This window comes from Stutzerimonas stutzeri (assembly GCF_038561965.1).
Taxonomy (GTDB): domain Bacteria; phylum Pseudomonadota; class Gammaproteobacteria; order Pseudomonadales; family Pseudomonadaceae; genus Stutzerimonas; species Stutzerimonas stutzeri_AA.
On the sequence record NZ_CP139348.1, the window covers coordinates 3,582,213 to 3,597,897 of the forward strand.

Below are 15,685 nucleotides of genomic sequence, written 5' to 3' on the forward strand. Positions count from 1 at the left end.
CGGCCTTACAGGCCGAGACAACAATCCTTGTCGGTGAATCGATCAGGCGCTGAGCTGGCGTGATGCGACAGCGGCATGTGCAGCATCGGCTGAAAGCTGAAGTAGTGATGCAACGCGGTGACCATCTCGCGAATTTCGGTTGGCGGCTCGACCAGGGAAAAGCCGGTGTCGTAACTCCCTGGCGTGACGTCCTCGCTTGACCACAGGCTGAACGCACTGAAGTCCACATGGCGCAGCTGGCCAGTCTGGCCCGGAATCTTCAAGCGCATCTCGAAGCTGACGCCGAGCATCATCGGATAGGGGCTGATCAGCATCAGCCCGCCTTCGGACAGGTTGCCGATAAAACCAAGCGGCTTTTCGGTAAACCGGTTGAATACATTGAGGTAATACGGCAACTGATGCCGTTGGATACGACGCTGGTTCGCCATGTTCATGTCGTCGGAGCCTTCAACCTTAGCCCTGCAATTCGAATCCCTTCGGCTCAGTTGCATTCCTGGCCGATACGCGCTGCCAGGCGCTGTCGAGCCGCCTCTACTTCACTTTCACTGTAGTAGACGCGCTCGCCCGCCGCATCGTTACGAAAAAAGCGTCCGCCAAGCTGCAGTTGTGACAACTGCCTGCGAAGGGCCTGGCATTCCTGCTCCCGGGCGGCATGAAGCTGGCCAGCCTGCTCGCGCGCCGCCTGCTTTTCCTGCCGTCGGGCGTCGAAGAAACGTTCGCTGCGCGCCTCGCGCTCGCGGGTCTGCTCGTCTCGCTCGACCACTTGCGGCCGTACATCAACCTGCTCGGCTCCAGCCGGTGGGCGCTGGCCAAAATGCACGCGTCCATCACCGTCAGTCCAGCGGTAGATCTGCGCGGATGCCAGCGCTGGCAGCAGCATGGCAGTCAGAAGCAACGCTCGCATGTTCTCTCACCTGGTTTCACGACATCAGCGCTTGGCCGGATGAACCACAACAGGCGGCTCGACATGATAGTGGCCCAGCTGCCTAAGCGTCTCCAGACGCGCACGTGCTCGATAGGCGTATTCGCTGGCTGGGTAGCGGTCGACGATAAAGCGGTAGGTTTCGCCGGCGTCGACGAACAGCCCCTGGCGCTCCAGACATTGCCCCCGCAGCAGGGAAATCTCCGGCTGCACCTGGCTGCGCGGTTTGCTGCGGCGTTCCGCCTGCGACAACGATTGCATCACTCGCTCGCAGTTGTCGGCCTCGTAATGCTGGTAAGCCGCATCCAGGTGGCGATCGGAAGCATGGCGGCTGCTGCAGCCGACGGTCACAAGACTCAGAAAAATAATGATCAAGGTGCGCATGGGTTCCTCCGTATGCCTCCTGTATCGACCGTATTGGAAAAACCTGCAGACAGCCCGTCAAACAAGGCCGAAAGAGTAGTGCCCGCCGACCGATGACTACAACCGGCGAGCATAGTAGCCTCGCAGCCAGCCAGAAAAAGGAGCAATTGAATGATTCCGCGTCGCACCAAGATCGTCGCCACCCTGGGCCCAGCAAGCAGCTCGCCGGAAGTGTTGGAAAAGATGATCGTCGCCGGGCTGGACGTCGCCCGCCTGAATTTCTCCCACGGCAATCCCGACGAGCATCGCGCCCGGGCCGAGCTGGTTCGCGAAATCGCCGCGCGCCATGGCCGCTTCGTCGCGCTGCTCGGAGACTTGCAGGGGCCGAAGATCCGCATCGCCAAGTTCACCGCCAAGCGCATCGAGCTCAAGGAAGGCGACCAGTTCCGCTTCTCCGTGACCCACCCGCGCGATGCCGGCAACCAGGAAGTGGTCGGTATCGACTATCCGGATCTGGTCAAAGACTGCACCGTCGGCGACGAATTGCTGCTCGATGATGGGCGCGTGGTGATGCGCGTCGACAACACCACGGCTGATGAACTGCATTGCACCGTGTTGATCGGCGGCCCGCTGTCGGACAACAAGGGTATCAATCGCCGCGGCGGCGGCCTGACTGCACCGGCGCTGACCAATAAGGACAAGGCCGATATCAAGCTGGCCGCTGAACTGAAGCTGGACTACCTTGCAGTCTCCTTCCCGCGCGATGCCGCGGACATGGAACTGGCGCGCCGCCTGCGCGACGAAGCCGGCTCCGACGCCTGGCTGATCGCCAAGATCGAGCGGGCCGAAGCGGTAGCCGATGACGAAGCACTGGACGGTCTCATCCGCGCCAGCGATGGCGTGATGGTGGCCCGTGGCGATCTGGGCGTTGAAATCGGTGACGCCGAACTGGTCGGCATCCAGAAGAAGATCATCTTGCACGCCCGCCGCCACAACAAAGTGGTGATCACCGCGACGCAGATGATGGAGTCGATGATCCACAGCCCGATGCCGACCCGCGCCGAGGTGTCCGATGTAGCCAACGCGGTACTCGACTACACCGATGCGGTGATGCTTTCGGCCGAAAGCGCCGCTGGCGAATATCCGATCGAAGCGATCAAGGCCATGGCGCGCGTGTGCTGCGGCGCAGAGAAGCATCCAACCAGCACCAAGTCGGGCCACCGCCTCGGCCAGCAGTTCGAACGCTGCGATGAAAGCGCTGCGCTGGCGGCGATGTACACCGCCAATCATTTCCCGGGCGTAAAAGCGATCATCGCCCTGACCGAAAGCGGTTACACGCCGCTGATCATGTCGCGCATACGGTCTGCGGTGCCGATCTTCGCCTTCTCTCCGCACCGCGCAACCCAGGCGCGCGTCGCGCTGTTCCGTGGCGTCCAGACCGTACCGTTCGATCCTGCTGCGCTGCCGGCAGACAAGGTCAGTCAGATGGCGGTAGAGGAGTTGCTCAAGCGCAACATCGTGCAGCCTGGCGACTGGGTGGTGCTCACCAAGGGTGACAGTTATCACGACAGCACCGGTGGCACCAACACGATGAAGATCCTGCGCGTCGGCGACCAGTAAACTCGACGGGCTAGACACGAGGCCGGCTTATGCCGGCCTCGTGCTTTCTGCGGTTAGCGCGACTGCGGCGAAGGACTCGCGCCAATGAACGCATCGCTGAATATCTGCCTGCGCGGCAACCCTGCGAGAAACAGCTGCCGAGCACTCGTCTCGACGAATACCGGACCACCGCACAGCAGGGCTATCTCCTGTCGCGCGGCTGGTTTCAGCGTGCGCAAAGCGTTGTCACGCTCGCCGGTATCGATCCATTCCAACTGCAGGTTTGCATGCCTGCTTGCCAGCTCCTGCAGCGGCCCGCGCAGGTAGTGGCCATCGCTACAGACATGCAACAGCCTGATAGCCCCGCTATGACCCTGCCGCAAGCTCTCGCGCAGCAGCCCCCACAAAGGCGCCAATCCGGTTCCAGCCGCCAGCAGCAGCAAGGGCCGCTCGGACCAGTCCGGTTCGTAATGCAGTGCACCGCCATGCAAGTCACCCAGCTGCAACGCATCGCCTGGGCGCAGCTGTCGAGCGGCATCGCAGAAAGCGCCGGGGCGACTGCAGTCGACGTGGAACTCCAACCATGGGTCATCACCGGGCAGGCTGGCCAGCGAATAGGGCCGAGCGATACCGGCTGCGGTCCACAACAGTAGATGCTGCCCAGCGCGATAGCGCAGCGGCCGCTCCGGCAACAGACGCAGCCGCAGCACGTTGCTGTTCAGCCACTGCACGCTCTCGACACGCGCTGCCTGCCCATCGCGGCGAGGATCGAAGACCTGCACGCCAAGGTCGCCATCGACACGGCACTGGCAGGCCAGTCGCCAGCCCGCCGCCCGCTGTTCGGGCGACAACAGATCCGGCTGGAGGTCGTGCGGCTCACCCTCTACACAGCGCACCAGACAGGCATGGCAGCTACCGGCACGGCAGCTGTACGGCACTGGCGAACCCGCACCGATCAAGGCATCGAGCAGGTTCGTTTCGGGCGCAACCATCCAGCGTTGACCCGCACAGTGCAGCTCAGGCATCGCTGGTAACCCATGCCGGCTCACAGCGATTACGCCCGGCACGCTTGGCGCGGTAAAGCGCTTCGTCGGCCCGCTGCAATGCAGCATCCAGATCGTCCCCGGCATTGAGCAGCGTCAGGCCGATCGACAAGCTGAGATGGCCGGCTGCGATGTTTGTGTCCTCCGGTTTGGCGTTGGCGAACGCTTCACGCAGGCGTTCGCAGCAGGCGGAGAATTGCTCGGCGTCGGTATTGGGTAGCAGCAATACGAATTCCTCACCGCCGTAGCGGGCCAGCACATCGTCATCACGCAGGCAGGATCTGGCCACACTGGCGAAAGTCTGCAACACCCGGTCGCCGATAGCGTGCCCATGGATATCGTTGATGCGCTTGAAATGGTCCAGGTCGATCAGAGCAAGGCCCGATTGATGACCCCTGCGCAAGCGGCTCAGGTCGCCCTCGGCGATACGCAGAAAACGCCGCCGGTTATACAGGCCAGTCAACTCGTCGGTGGAAGCCAGATCTTCGAGCTGACGCATCATCCCACGCAGCGTGTCCTGATGCGCCTGCAGGGCGAAGCGCCGCTGGCGCATGCGCTGACGCAAGCGGTACACATGTCCGGCAAACAGACACATCCAGATCAGCGTCACCAGCAACACACTGGCTTGAAGCAAGAAGACGTCGGTTTCCACCGGGCGCTGCAAGAGGTAGTCCAGCGCAGCCATGCCAACGAAACTGACGAAAGCCAGCGCGGCGTAGCGAATGAACACCTTGGGTGGGAGGAACACAGCAAACATCAGCACGAGCAGGTAAAGCACCAGCAGCGAACCACGCGCGCTGCCCAGGTTGAACAGAAAGGATGTCAGCCAGATCAACCCCAGCAGTACCTGAGGCTCGGTCAGGCTGGGGTCCTTCGAGCGCAGGTTGATTCCGCGATGAAACAGCCAGAAGAACAGCAGTTGGCTGACAACGATCAGCGCCGAATGCATCACAGCACTGGTGACCGAAGCCCGGTAGAAGCCACCCGCCACGGCTACCCAGGTCAGCACCAACGCCAACCCGTAAGTCACCGAGGCCAATGCGAACCGCCGCGTAACCAACTGCTGCAACGCTCGCATATCGGTTTCGTCTCGCATCGCACTCATAGGGATCCTTCCCATTGTGGCAATTTGCCGCACTCTACGCTTACCGAAAACAAAAACCTAGCCGGCATTCCCATCGCTCCTGGTCCATCCGTGTACCGCGCAGCTTGACGCGTTATACTGCGCCGCATTTTTTCGCGGCGCGTCGACTGCCACTCCCGACGCGCCTCTTACCGCCCCGCCATGAGGACGCGCTGCATGACCGTGATCAAGCAAGACGACCTGATTCAAAGCGTCGCCGACGCTTTGCAATTCATTTCGTACTACCATCCCGTGGATTTCATCCAGGCGATGCACGAAGCCTACCTGCGTGAAGAGTCCCCGGCTGCCCGCGACTCCATGGCGCAGATCCTGATCAACTCGCGCATGTGCGCCACTGGCCACCGCCCGATCTGTCAGGACACCGGCATCGTCACCGTCTTCGTCCGCGTAGGCATGGACGTGCGCTGGGACGGCGCGACCATGAGCCTGGACGACATGATCAACGAGGGCGTACGCCGCGCCTACAATCTGCCGGAGAACGTGCTGCGTGCTTCGATCCTGGCCGACCCCGCAGGTTCCCGGAAGAACACCAAAGACAATACGCCAGCAGTCATCCACTACTCCATCGTGCCCGGCGACAAGGTAGAAGTGGACGTCGCGGCCAAGGGCGGCGGCTCCGAGAACAAGTCGAAGATGGCCATGCTCAACCCGTCCGACTCCATCGTCGACTGGGTATTGAAGACCGTTCCGACCATGGGTGCTGGCTGGTGCCCGCCAGGCATGCTCGGTATCGGCATTGGCGGCACAGCTGAAAAAGCCGCGGTGATGGCCAAGGAAGTGCTGATGGAGTCCATCGACATCCATGAACTCAAGGCCCGTGGCCCGCAGAACCGCATCGAAGAAATGCGTCTGGAGCTGTTCGAGAAGGTCAACCAGCTCGGCATCGGCGCTCAGGGGCTGGGCGGTCTGACCACCGTGCTCGACGTGAAGATCATGGATTACCCAACCCACGCCGCCTCACTGCCGGTGTGCATGATCCCCAACTGCGCCGCCACCCGTCACGCGCACTTCGTGCTCGACGGTTCCGGCCCGGCCGAGCTGACCCCGCCGCCGCTGGATGCCTACCCGGAAATCGTCTGGGAAGCCGGCCCGAGCGCGCGTCGCGTCAATCTCGATACCATCACTCCAGAAGAAGTGCAGAGCTGGAAGCCGGGCGAAACCGTGTTGCTTAACGGCAAGATGCTCACCGGCCGCGACGCTGCGCACAAGCGCATGGTCGACATGCTGAACAAGGGCGAAGAGCTGCCGGTCGACCTCAAGGGCCGTTTCATTTACTACGTCGGCCCGGTCGATCCGGTCGGTGACGAAGTGGTTGGCCCTGCTGGCCCGACTACAGCCACACGTATGGACAAGTTCACCCGTCAGATCCTGGAAAGCACTGGTCTGCTGGGCATGATCGGCAAGTCCGAGCGCGGCCCGATCGCCATCGAGGCGATCAAGGACAACAAGGCCGTCTACCTGATGGCGGTTGGCGGCGCGGCCTATCTGGTCGCCCAGGCGATCAAGAAGTCCAAGGTGCTGGCCTTCGCCGAACTGGGCATGGAAGCGATCTATGAGTTCGAAGTGAAGGACATGCCGGTCACCGTTGCCGTCGATACCAACGGCGAGTCGGTACACATCACCGGCCCGGCGATCTGGCAGCAGAAGATCGCCGAAAGCCTGGCGGTCGAAGTGCAGTAAGCGGCACGTCGAAAACAAAAGCCCGGCCTCAGTGCCGGGCTTTTTGTTGCGTGCAATTCAGCGGTTGAAGCGCTCGACCAATGCCCGAAGGCCATGCGCTGCGCATTCCAGATCGCGGCCACGCTGCATGGTCAGGTCCGCCTTGCTGACGTTGCTGTCAGTGGTCACCGCGATACTGGTGACCTGGCGAGCGATATCTTCGGCTACATGAGCCTGCTCCTCGGCCGCAGCCGCCATCTGCTGGCTCATGCCGGTGATGCGGTTGACTGCTTCGCGAATGCCCTGCAGCGCCTGCTGCGCGCCGACGACCTGGGCCAAACCTTGCGCGGCCTCCTTGTTACCCACCTGAGCAATCGCCACGGCGTCGTCCGCTTTGCTGGTCAACGACTGGATGATGGCCTGGATTTGCTGCGTCGAGTCTCGGGTTTTGCTCGCCAGGGCTCGGACCTCGTCGGCAACCACTGCGAAACCCCTGCCCTGCTCGCCGGCTCGCGCCGCCTCGATGGCAGCATTGAGCGCCAGCAAATTGGTCTGCTCGGCGATGCTCTGAATCATGCCGGCAGCGGACATGATCTGTTGGGTTTCACCCGCCAGTTCGTTTACCGCGTTGCCGATGTTGGTGACAGTCCCGGCCAGCATCTCCATCGCCTTGCGGGAGCTGGCAGCGACCCGGTCGCCGTCGTCTGCCAGTGCATTCGCCGTGGTGGCTTCCTCGGCCGTGTGTTGAACGTGGCCAGCCACTTCAGTAATGGATGCGGTCATCTGAGTCACCGCAGTGGCCGTCATATCCGTTTCGCCGCGCTGATGGCGCAAGTCATTCTCGGTCTGGCTGGCCAGCGAGTATGTCTCGGCCGAAGCGCTTGCGACCTGCCCGGCCAGATCAGAAAGACGCGTCAGTGCGGTACGCAAACGTGCATCTTCACTGACCAGTGCCATTTCCAGTCGCGCGGCATTGCCGTGCTGTTGAGTGTAGGTGAGCGCAACCACCGAGTCGGTAAACGCCTCGGGCGCCCGCTGCAGTATCCGCAGCATCTGCCGTTCAGCGGCATAGTGGCAGCTGAGCCCCAGGGCAAAGAACAAACCGAGCACGACCACCGCTTCCGCAGCCGGTGGCAACCAAAACAGGCCGCCAGCCGCCAGCGCCGCTGCGCCCATCGGCATAGCCAGTACGCGTGCCCAGCCCTGGACCTTGCGGCTCAACGAGACTGCCGGGCGACCGGCACGCAAGCGCTCGTACAGCGCACTAGCCTGGGTGACCTGCTCGGCAGTCGGCTTGACCCGAACCGACTCGAAGCCGGTCAGCTTGCCGTTGTCGAAAATGGGTGTGACGTAGGCGCTTACCCAGTAGAAATCACCGTTCTTGCAACGGTTCTTGACCACGCCCATCCAGCTCTTGCCAGCCTTCAAATAGCGCCACATGGCCTCGAAGACCGCGGGTGGCATGTCCGGATGGCGCACCACATTGTGGTCGCTTCCGGTCAGCTCCGCTCGGGAGTAGCCACTGATCGCGACAAACTCATCGTTGCAATAAAGGATTTTGCCCTGGGTGTCGGTCGCAGAAATCAGTCGCTGATTTGCCGGAAAGGTTCGCTCGATGTTGCTTACCGGCCCGTTGTTTCTCATCGCCTGATCTCCATGATCGCGATCCGCCAAAAAATGGGACTCGCCGGTCAGGACGAATCACTCTGTTACAAGAAGTCGGACAAAGCAGAGCGAACTTGAGCAGGAGGCGGAATAATCAGCCGAACGGAACCGAGCTTATGCAGACGCGCTACTGACCGCAGCGTTGCTCCTGAATATAGAGCGCTTCTACTTTCGCCCTGGCCCAGGGCGTTTTGCGCAGGAACTTCAGGCTCGATTTGATGCTCGGGTCATTGCTGAAGCAGCGGACATCGACCCGCTCGGCGAGACCGTCCCAGCCAAAGCGTGAATGCAGGTCGACAAGGATGGCCTCCAGCGTCACGCCGTGAAGAGGATCTTTTGCTTGGGTCATGATACTCACGCACTCGAGGACGGCGCCTCTCAGATGAAAAAGGCCCGCGGCGCAGACTGCGTAGCGGGCCTTTGATGCAGCAGCCATGTTACAGGCTGATGCGGGTTCCGAGCACCTCAAGGAATGCCGCCAGCCACGCCGGATGCGCTGGCCATGCCGGAGCACTGACCAGATTGCCGTCTGTATGCGCCTGGTCCACCGGAATATCCACGTAGTCGCCACCGGCCAGTTTTACTTCCGGCGCACAGGCGGGATACGCACTGCAGGCACGCCCCTTGAGTACCCCGGCAGCAGCGAGCAGCTGGGCGCCGTGACAGACGGCGGCGATCGGCTTCTTGGCTTCGTCGAATGCACGTACCAGCGCCAACACTTGCTCGTTCAGGCGCAAGTACTCCGGCGCACGACCACCAGGGATCACCAGGGCGTCGTAGTCCTCGGCGCGCACTGCGGCGAAGTCGAAGTTCAACGCAAAGTTGTGGCCCGGCTTTTCGCTGTAGGTCTGATCGCCTTCGAAATCGTGAATCGCCGTGCGCACGCTATCGCCCGCCTTCTTGTCCGGGCATACGGCATGCACGCGATGGCCAACCATCTGCAGCGCCTGGAACGGCACCATGGTCTCGTAGTCCTCGGCGTAGTCACCTACCAGCATCAGAATATTCTTTGCCGCCATTGGATCGTCCTCCTTACGCGGTTTTGGAGCTTCGCTCCGATACGCGACAGCTTCAGCTGCCTCGATTGAAGATGTTCACCAGTAACCGATCCATCCAACCCCACATGCGCTGATAAAGCCGCAGATGCAGAGGCCGGGCATACCAACTGGCCAAATCGATTTCGACGCTGTTCTGAAAGTCACGCTCGAAACACGCCTGCACCTGCGTGCTCAGCGAGGCGTCGATCGCCTCGAGGTTGGCCTCCAGATTCCAGCGCAGGTTCCAGTGATCGAAATTGCACGAACCGACACTGACCCAATCATCGACCAGCACCATTTTAAGGTGCGAGAAGTGTGGCTGATATTCGTGGATTCGCACGCCGGCACGCAGCAGGCGCGGGTAGAAACGCTGGCCGGCGTAGCGCACCGGCGGATGATCGGTATTGCGGCTGGTCAGCAGCAGACGCACGTCAACGCCGCGACGCGCAGCGCGGATCAGCGCCCGCCGCACCTTGCCAGTGGGCAGGAAGTACGGCGTGGCCAGCCAGATGCGCGCCTGTGCACGGCGCAGGTTGCGCAACAGGCTGAGGAGGATGTCGCGGTGCTGACGAGCCGCTGCATAGGCGACGCGCCCGAGCCCCGAGCCATCAGGCAGCAACGGTATGCGCGGCAACCTGTTCGGCAGGGGCAGCTGCCAGATTCGCCGCTTCAGGCAATGCTCCCACTGGTTGTCGAACAGCTCCTGCCAGTCCTGCAGCAACGGACCGGTCATCTCGACCATAACCTCATGCCAATGCACGGCCGGCGCGCGCGGATTCCAGAACTCGTCGGTGACACCAGTGCCGCCGACATAGCCGATGGCGCCATCTACCAGCAGCAACTTGCGGTGGTCACGATGCAGATTGCGCAGTTTCAGGCGTAGCGAAAGCGGGTTGTACAGGCGCAACTCGACACCTGCCTGGTGCAGGCGGTCGCGATTGGCCTGGCTCATCTTCAGGCAACCGAAGCCGTCGAACAGGCAACGCACCCGCACGCCACGCATCGCCGCACCCAGCAGCGCCCCCAGCAGGCTGTCGAGGCAGTTCCCGTCCTCCACCAAATAGAGTTCGAGATCGACACGGCGCTCGGCGCGCTCGATTGCCTCGAGCATCGCCGGGAAGAACTGCGGCCCATCGACCAATAGACGAAAGCAGTTGTCGCTGCGCCAGGGGAAAACCGACCCGGCCAGCATCATGGCGCATCACCCTGAGCAAAGTCGGTTGCAGGCCTATGAAGCGTTGAATGAAAGAAACAGCGAAATGACATGAAATCCCTTTTTCCGGTCGGCATGCGCGGCGCAACGGCAAGCTGGCACGTCCATCCGCGGCGGCGAACGCCGCGGTAGCTTACCCAGCCCCGTCAGCAAGGCAAGGCAGCGGCGCACGTCTTAGCTAGCGGCTATACGCCGCGCGAACAGCGCCCCTATAAGGCCAGGCGCGGCACGGTAGAGTTCCCAAGCCCTCGCGCCAGGTTCGACGGCATTCATGCCGTATCGCCAAACCCGAGCGCTGCGATGGCATGCTGCAAACGCCGCGCCTGGGCTTCGCGGGCAAGCCCCAGCACAGCACGATCTCGTTGCCACAGCGCAGCGTGGGTGCCGTCACCAGCCGCCAATGCACTTTCGACGTCGGGCTGCAGGGCCGCGAATTGCTCAAGCAACGCCGCCAGCAAAAGGTGAGCAGCGGGCTCGTCCGCCGACAGTCGCGCTACCTCGGCTGCCCCGCTGAGGATGCCCAATAGGCGCAGCATCAGGCTACGCGGCCCGCGTTCCTGCAGGGCTACGCCATGGAGCCAGGCGGTCAGCGCCGCCAGCACGTAAAGATCTTCGTGGGTGCGGAAGGGTTTGACGTAGTCGCTCCAACCGTCGCCGGGCAGGCGTTCGCCCAAGGCCCGCTCGAGACACAAGCGTCCATGGGCGATATCCGGCACGATCGGCAACTGGGGACCAGCCGTGAGTGAAACGCCCCTTGCGGCCGGCTCGACGGCGAACAGCCCGAGCCGCGGTGACTCCCCGGCGCCCTCTTCCCTCGCCGACACCAGCAACCACTGCACCGCTTCGCCAGCCGTAACGAAATCCTTGCTGCCGCTCAGATTGCCGTCATCCCAGCGTGTTGCCATGTCCGCAGGTCGCAATTTGCGCCGCTCGGTCGTGCAGAGCGCACCGAGCCCTGGCGGGGCGTCCGGCCAGAGGGCGCGCAACGCGGCCTGATAGCCGCCGAGAAAAGCCAACCCAGGGGTTACCGCCAGCCGACCGCCATATACAGCCAGGCAAAAGGGATCGTTCGTGCCGGCGCCCTCGCACACCCCTGCGTACCAGGCAGCCAGGCCCGACTCCGCTGCGACCGGGCGCAACGGGCCGATCAGTCGTTTCCACGGCATGTTCATCTGCAGAGCTCCACGAACACAGGCGGCAGGCCCACCGTCATCCAACCATCATCCGATCGTAACAGCGGCGACATGCCCTACTCCTAGCCTGATCCAGCCAAACACTCGAGCCCAACGATAACAACCAGACGCTCGTGTTGCATCGCCAACCCGCCACAGCCACGGCGGACAAGGAGACAGAGCATGAATGCCATCGTCGATCCACGCAGCACGCGTCAACTACGAGCCGAACGCCTGGAAGGCGAACCGGCCCTGCGCGAAGCCCAGGCTTTGCGCTATCGGGTATTTAGCAGTGAGTTCGACGCCCAGCTGCAAGGTGCAGAGCTCGGACTGGACATGGATGACTTCGACATTCACTGCCGGCACATTGGTGTACGCGACCTGGCCAGCGGCGAGCTGGTCGCCACCACACGCCTGCTGGACCACCTGACAGCACGACAGCTGGGCCGCTTCTACAGCGAAGGGGAGTTCGCCCTGCACGGGTTGGCGAACATCGACGAGCCCGTGCTCGAGATAGGACGTACCTGCGTTGCGCCGGCCTATCGCAATGGCGCGACGATCGCCGTGCTATGGAGCGAATTGGCCGAAGTGCTCAACCAGGGCCGTTATCGGTACCTGATGGGTTGCGCCAGCATCTCCATGCGCGACGGCGGCATCCAGGCTCGAGCGATCATGCAGCGCCTGCGCGACAGCCATCTGTGTACCGAGCTACTGCACGCGGAGCCGCGCACACCCCTGCCCGAACTGGATCTTCCCGACAACGTCACGGCTCAACTGCCGCCCCTGCTCAAGGCGTACATGCGCCTTGGCGCGAAGATCTGCGGCGAACCCTGCTGGGACCGCGACTTCCAGGTCGCCGACGTCTTCATCCTGCTCAAGCGTGAGGAGCTTTGCCCGCGCTATGCCCGTCACTTCAAGGCTGCGGTATAGATGATGCGGTTGCGCCTGTACTGGCGCCTGCTGCGCCTGGGCGCGGTCGTCCTGGCGGGGCTGCTAGTGGCAACCGCACTGGGTCTCGGCGAGCGCTGCGCGCTGCATGTGTCTTTCGAGCGCAAACAATGGCTGACCCGCTGGCTCATGGCGCGCCTTGCCGCCGCGTTGCCCTTTCGCGTGCGAGTGATTGGCGAGTTGCCGTCACAACCGATGCTCTGGGTCGCCAACCATGTTTCCTGGTGCGACATCCCCCTGCTGGGCGTGCTGCGACCGCTGTCATTTCTAGCCAAATCCGAAGTCAGCGCCTGGCCCGTACTGGGCTGGCTCGCGCGACAGGCTGGCACACTGTTTATCCGTCGCGGTGGCGGCAATGCCGCGCTGATCAACCAGGAACTGGCCGGACACCTGCAGCGGGGCCGCCATCTGCTGATTTTCCCCGAGGGCACCTCGACTGATGGCAGCAGCATGCGAACCTTCCACCCTCGACTGTTCGCCTGCGCGATAGAAGCCGGTTGCGCCATTCAACCCGTTGCGATCCGCTATCTGCGTGACGGCAAGCCCGACACCCTGGCCCCCTTCATCGGTGACGACGAGCTACCAATGCACGTACGCAGGCTGCTGGCCAGTAACGTGGCGGAAGTGGATATCCACCTGCTGGCCCCGATCCCTGTCGCCTCGCTGAGCCGCAAAGCCCTTGCCGAGCAAGCGCAGCAGGCCATTGAGCAGGTATTGTTTAGCCAGTCGCAAGAGCCAACGAGAGAGGCTGCATAGCGACCTGGTAGCGACGCTGCGCTAAGCTTCGCCCATGAACTATCTCGCGCATCTTCATCTTGGCGGCCCTGACCCGGCGGACATGCTCGGCAGCCTTTACGGCGATTTCGTCAAAGGTCCGCTGCAGGGTCGCTGGCCGGCGCAGATCGAGGCCGGCATTCGCCTGCATCGACAGATCGACGCCTTCACCGACAGCCATCCGCTGGTACTGGAGGCCAAGGCCCGCTTCCCCAGTGAACGGCGTCGCTATGCCGGGATCTTGCTCGACCTGTTCTTCGATCATTGCCTGGCGGCACACTGGTCGGACTACTCCGGCGAACCGCTGGACCTGTTTACCCAACGGGCCTACCGGGCGCTGATCGAAGAACCCGAGCTGCCTGGCAAGCTCGCCGTTATCGCGCCGCACATGGCAACTCACGACTGGTTGGGCAGCTACCGGGATTTCGAAGTACTGGGCACGGTGTTGGCGAACATGAGCCACCGCCTCAGCCGACCGGACGGCCTGGCCGGCGGGCTGGGAGAGCTGGAGCAGCTTTACGACCCGCTGCTTGAGGATTTCCGTCTTTTCTATCCGCAGCTTCAACGCTTCGCCAAGTCGGCGATGTAGCTCGAGCGCATCGTTCTACTGGGCATAGCCCGGACTTTGTGCATCCAGCTTGCGCAGCAGGCCTGGCCACGCCAACGCGCCGCCCATGCCCGAACGGGTGCGGGTCACGCCCGCCGCCATGGCCTTGGCACCGGCCAGGATCTGCTCAGGAATCGCGATGAGTTCGGCGCCGCCACTCTGGGCCATGACCTGAATTTCGCAGGCGCGCTGAAAGATGAACATCATCAGAAAAGTGTCGGCGACGCTGCCACCGCAGGTCAGCAGACCATGGTTGTGCAACAGCATGAAGCCGGTTTCGCCCAGATCGACCTGTAGCCGCGCCTTCTCGTCGTGATTCAGCGCGACACCTTCATATCCATGAGTCGAAAGGCTGGCCAGCACGAACAATGACTGCTGGCTGATCGGCAACACGCCCTGCCGCTGCGCCGAGACCGCCACCCCAGCCGCGGTATGGGTGTGCATGACACAGGCCACGTCGTGCCGTACCTCATGCACCGCACTGTGGATGGTGTAGCCAGCCGGATTGATCTCGTACGGGCTGTCCATCACCTTGTTGCCGGCCAGGTCGACCTTGACCAAGCTCGAAGCGGTGATTTCGTGAAACATCAGCCCGTAAGGATTGATCAGAAAATGATCGGTGTCGGGGATCTTGGCCGAGATATGCGTGAAGATCAGATCATCCCAACCATGCAGAGCGACCAGCCTGTAGCAGGCCGCCAGATCGACCCGCGCCTGCCATTCGGCAGGGCTGACCTGGGATTCCAGTGAAGGCAAGGTATGCAGCGCAGTCATCAGGCACCTCTTCTTATTGTCGTGACGATGCCTGGGATTCTAGCCAGAGCTGCCCTCGCCGACAGTTGCCCTTGCAGCCAGGCCGCTGACCTGGCGAGCCACTGTCAGGCGCGCAAGGCGGCGGCGAAGGCCTCCAGCCATGGCTCCGCATCGGTTTCCGGGGTGACCGTCTCGCTGGCGTCCAGACGCAGCATCTCAGTCACCTCACGTACGCCCAGCTCGGCGTAGAGCTCGCGAATCAGTTCTCCACCACCACAGAACGTGTCGCCGTAACTGGCGTCGCCCAGCGCGATGACGCCGCCAGGCAGCCCGCTCCAGGCAGGGAATTGATCGCGAATGGTCGAGTACAGCGGCATGAAGCTATCTGGCAGCTCCCCCATGCCGGTGGTGGAGCTCACCACCAGCAACGCTTCTGGCGCAAAGTCGAGAATCTGCTGCAGCTGCGCACGAGGATCGTGCCAGGTATCGAAACCGGCAGTCTTCAGCTGGTGTTCGGCGTGACGGGCGACATCTTCGGCAGTGCCGTAGACGCTTGCGGAAAGAATGGCGACTTTCATGTGCGCTCCAGGGCAATCAAAGCCGCACATTATGCCGCAATCCCGCCATCCGAGGCTTCCAGCCCTTCGGCCGATGCCGCACGTCCAGAAAAACAGGCGCGCACGGAACTGCGGCCGCGCAGGCTTGTCATAGGGCCGATTGCCCCACCGCTGCCATTCCGGCCGCAAGCGCAACGCGGTTCTGCCGCAGCGCCAAGTGGAGGGGACT

Annotated in this window: 17 protein-coding genes; 5 read left to right on the top strand and 12 right to left on the bottom strand. The window is 62.6% G+C overall.

Translation table 11 applies throughout. The features are described 5' to 3' along the window. Positions 1-5 precede the first annotated feature (5 nt). From SM130_RS16440 to SM130_RS16450, 3 genes are read right to left on the bottom strand one after another with little or no spacing between them, the layout of a single operon-like run. Positions 6-434: a PilZ domain-containing protein gene (locus SM130_RS16440; protein ID WP_102824991.1), complete on the bottom strand. Its 429-nt coding sequence runs from the start codon at positions 432-434 to the stop codon at positions 6-8. A gap of 47 nt (positions 435-481) precedes the next feature. Further along, a complete protein-coding gene (locus SM130_RS16445) occupies positions 482-904 on the bottom strand; it encodes a DUF4124 domain-containing protein (RefSeq protein ID WP_102824990.1) in 423 nt (140 codons plus the stop codon). 24 nt (positions 905-928) lie between these two features. After that, the gene (locus SM130_RS16450) at positions 929-1,306 is read right to left on the bottom strand and encodes a tetratricopeptide repeat protein (protein ID WP_102824989.1); all 378 of its coding nucleotides are present in this window, start codon (positions 1,304-1,306) and stop codon (positions 929-931) included. Between the two features lie 150 nt (positions 1,307-1,456). Here SM130_RS16450 and pyk point away from each other — a divergent pair, with 150 nt between their 5' ends. Next, on the top strand, positions 1,457-2,905 hold the full coding sequence (pyk, locus tag SM130_RS16455; RefSeq protein WP_102824988.1) for a pyruvate kinase: 1,449 nt from the start codon (positions 1,457-1,459) through the stop codon (positions 2,903-2,905). 53 nt (positions 2,906-2,958) lie between these two features. Here pyk and SM130_RS16460 read toward each other — a convergent pair whose 3' ends face one another. Both SM130_RS16460 and SM130_RS16465 read right to left on the bottom strand, forming a co-directional pair. After that, positions 2,959-3,909, bottom strand: a complete 951-nt coding sequence (locus SM130_RS16460; protein ID WP_102824987.1) for an iron-sulfur-binding ferredoxin reductase — start codon at positions 3,907-3,909, stop codon at positions 2,959-2,961. Further along, a complete protein-coding gene (locus tag SM130_RS16465) occupies positions 3,902-5,032 on the bottom strand; it encodes a GGDEF domain-containing protein (RefSeq protein WP_102824986.1) in 1,131 nt (376 codons plus the stop codon). The genes SM130_RS16460 and SM130_RS16465 overlap by 8 nt, the downstream gene beginning before the upstream one ends. Before the next feature lie 195 nt (positions 5,033-5,227). On the opposite strand from SM130_RS16465, the gene SM130_RS16470 reads away from it, so the two are divergent. Continuing rightward, positions 5,228-6,751, top strand: a complete 1,524-nt coding sequence (locus tag SM130_RS16470) for a fumarate hydratase (RefSeq protein WP_102824985.1) — start codon at positions 5,228-5,230, stop codon at positions 6,749-6,751. A 57-nt stretch (positions 6,752-6,808) separates the two neighbouring features. Here the strand turns inward: SM130_RS16470 and SM130_RS16475 are convergent, their stop codons facing one another. The 5 genes from SM130_RS16475 to SM130_RS16495 form a co-directional block, all read right to left on the bottom strand. Beyond that, the gene (locus tag SM130_RS16475) at positions 6,809-8,374 is read right to left on the bottom strand and encodes a methyl-accepting chemotaxis protein (RefSeq protein WP_102824984.1); all 1,566 of its coding nucleotides are present in this window, start codon (positions 8,372-8,374) and stop codon (positions 6,809-6,811) included. 148 nt (positions 8,375-8,522) lie between these two features. After that, complete coding sequence (locus tag SM130_RS16480) at positions 8,523-8,744, bottom strand: VF530 family DNA-binding protein (protein WP_102825415.1); 222 nt, start codon at positions 8,742-8,744, stop codon at positions 8,523-8,525. 88 nt (positions 8,745-8,832) lie between these two features. Continuing rightward, positions 8,833-9,414 (bottom strand): DJ-1/PfpI family protein, encoded by a 582-nt coding sequence (locus SM130_RS16485; RefSeq protein ID WP_102824983.1) that lies wholly within the window; start codon positions 9,412-9,414, stop codon positions 8,833-8,835. A gap of 52 nt (positions 9,415-9,466) precedes the next feature. Continuing rightward, positions 9,467-10,624, bottom strand: coding sequence for a phospholipase D-like domain-containing protein (locus tag SM130_RS16490; protein ID WP_181019260.1), 1,158 nt, complete (start codon positions 10,622-10,624; stop codon positions 9,467-9,469). Between the two features lie 290 nt (positions 10,625-10,914). After that, positions 10,915-11,817, bottom strand: coding sequence for an acyl-CoA dehydrogenase (locus SM130_RS16495; RefSeq protein ID WP_181019252.1), 903 nt, complete (start codon positions 11,815-11,817; stop codon positions 10,915-10,917). Positions 11,818-12,000: 183 nt separating this feature from the next. Here SM130_RS16495 and olsB point away from each other — a divergent pair, with 183 nt between their 5' ends. From olsB to SM130_RS16510, 3 genes are read left to right on the top strand one after another with little or no spacing between them, the layout of a single operon-like run. Continuing rightward, positions 12,001-12,747 (top strand): L-ornithine N(alpha)-acyltransferase, encoded by a 747-nt coding sequence (gene olsB, locus SM130_RS16500; RefSeq protein ID WP_102824981.1) that lies wholly within the window; start codon positions 12,001-12,003, stop codon positions 12,745-12,747. Further along, positions 12,748-13,521, top strand: coding sequence for a lysophospholipid acyltransferase family protein (locus tag SM130_RS16505; protein ID WP_102824980.1), 774 nt, complete (start codon positions 12,748-12,750; stop codon positions 13,519-13,521). It begins immediately after the preceding gene. A 34-nt stretch (positions 13,522-13,555) separates the two neighbouring features. After that, the gene (locus tag SM130_RS16510; protein WP_102824979.1) at positions 13,556-14,128 is read left to right on the top strand and encodes an ACP phosphodiesterase; all 573 of its coding nucleotides are present in this window, start codon (positions 13,556-13,558) and stop codon (positions 14,126-14,128) included. Between the two features lie 15 nt (positions 14,129-14,143). On the opposite strand, the gene SM130_RS16515 is transcribed toward SM130_RS16510, so the two are convergent. Next, positions 14,144-14,920, bottom strand: a complete 777-nt coding sequence (locus SM130_RS16515; protein ID WP_102824978.1) for a class II aldolase/adducin family protein — start codon at positions 14,918-14,920, stop codon at positions 14,144-14,146. A 104-nt stretch (positions 14,921-15,024) separates the two neighbouring features. Further along, on the bottom strand, positions 15,025-15,477 hold the full coding sequence (locus SM130_RS16520; RefSeq protein WP_102824977.1) for a flavodoxin: 453 nt from the start codon (positions 15,475-15,477) through the stop codon (positions 15,025-15,027). Positions 15,478-15,685: the final 208 nt, after the last annotated feature.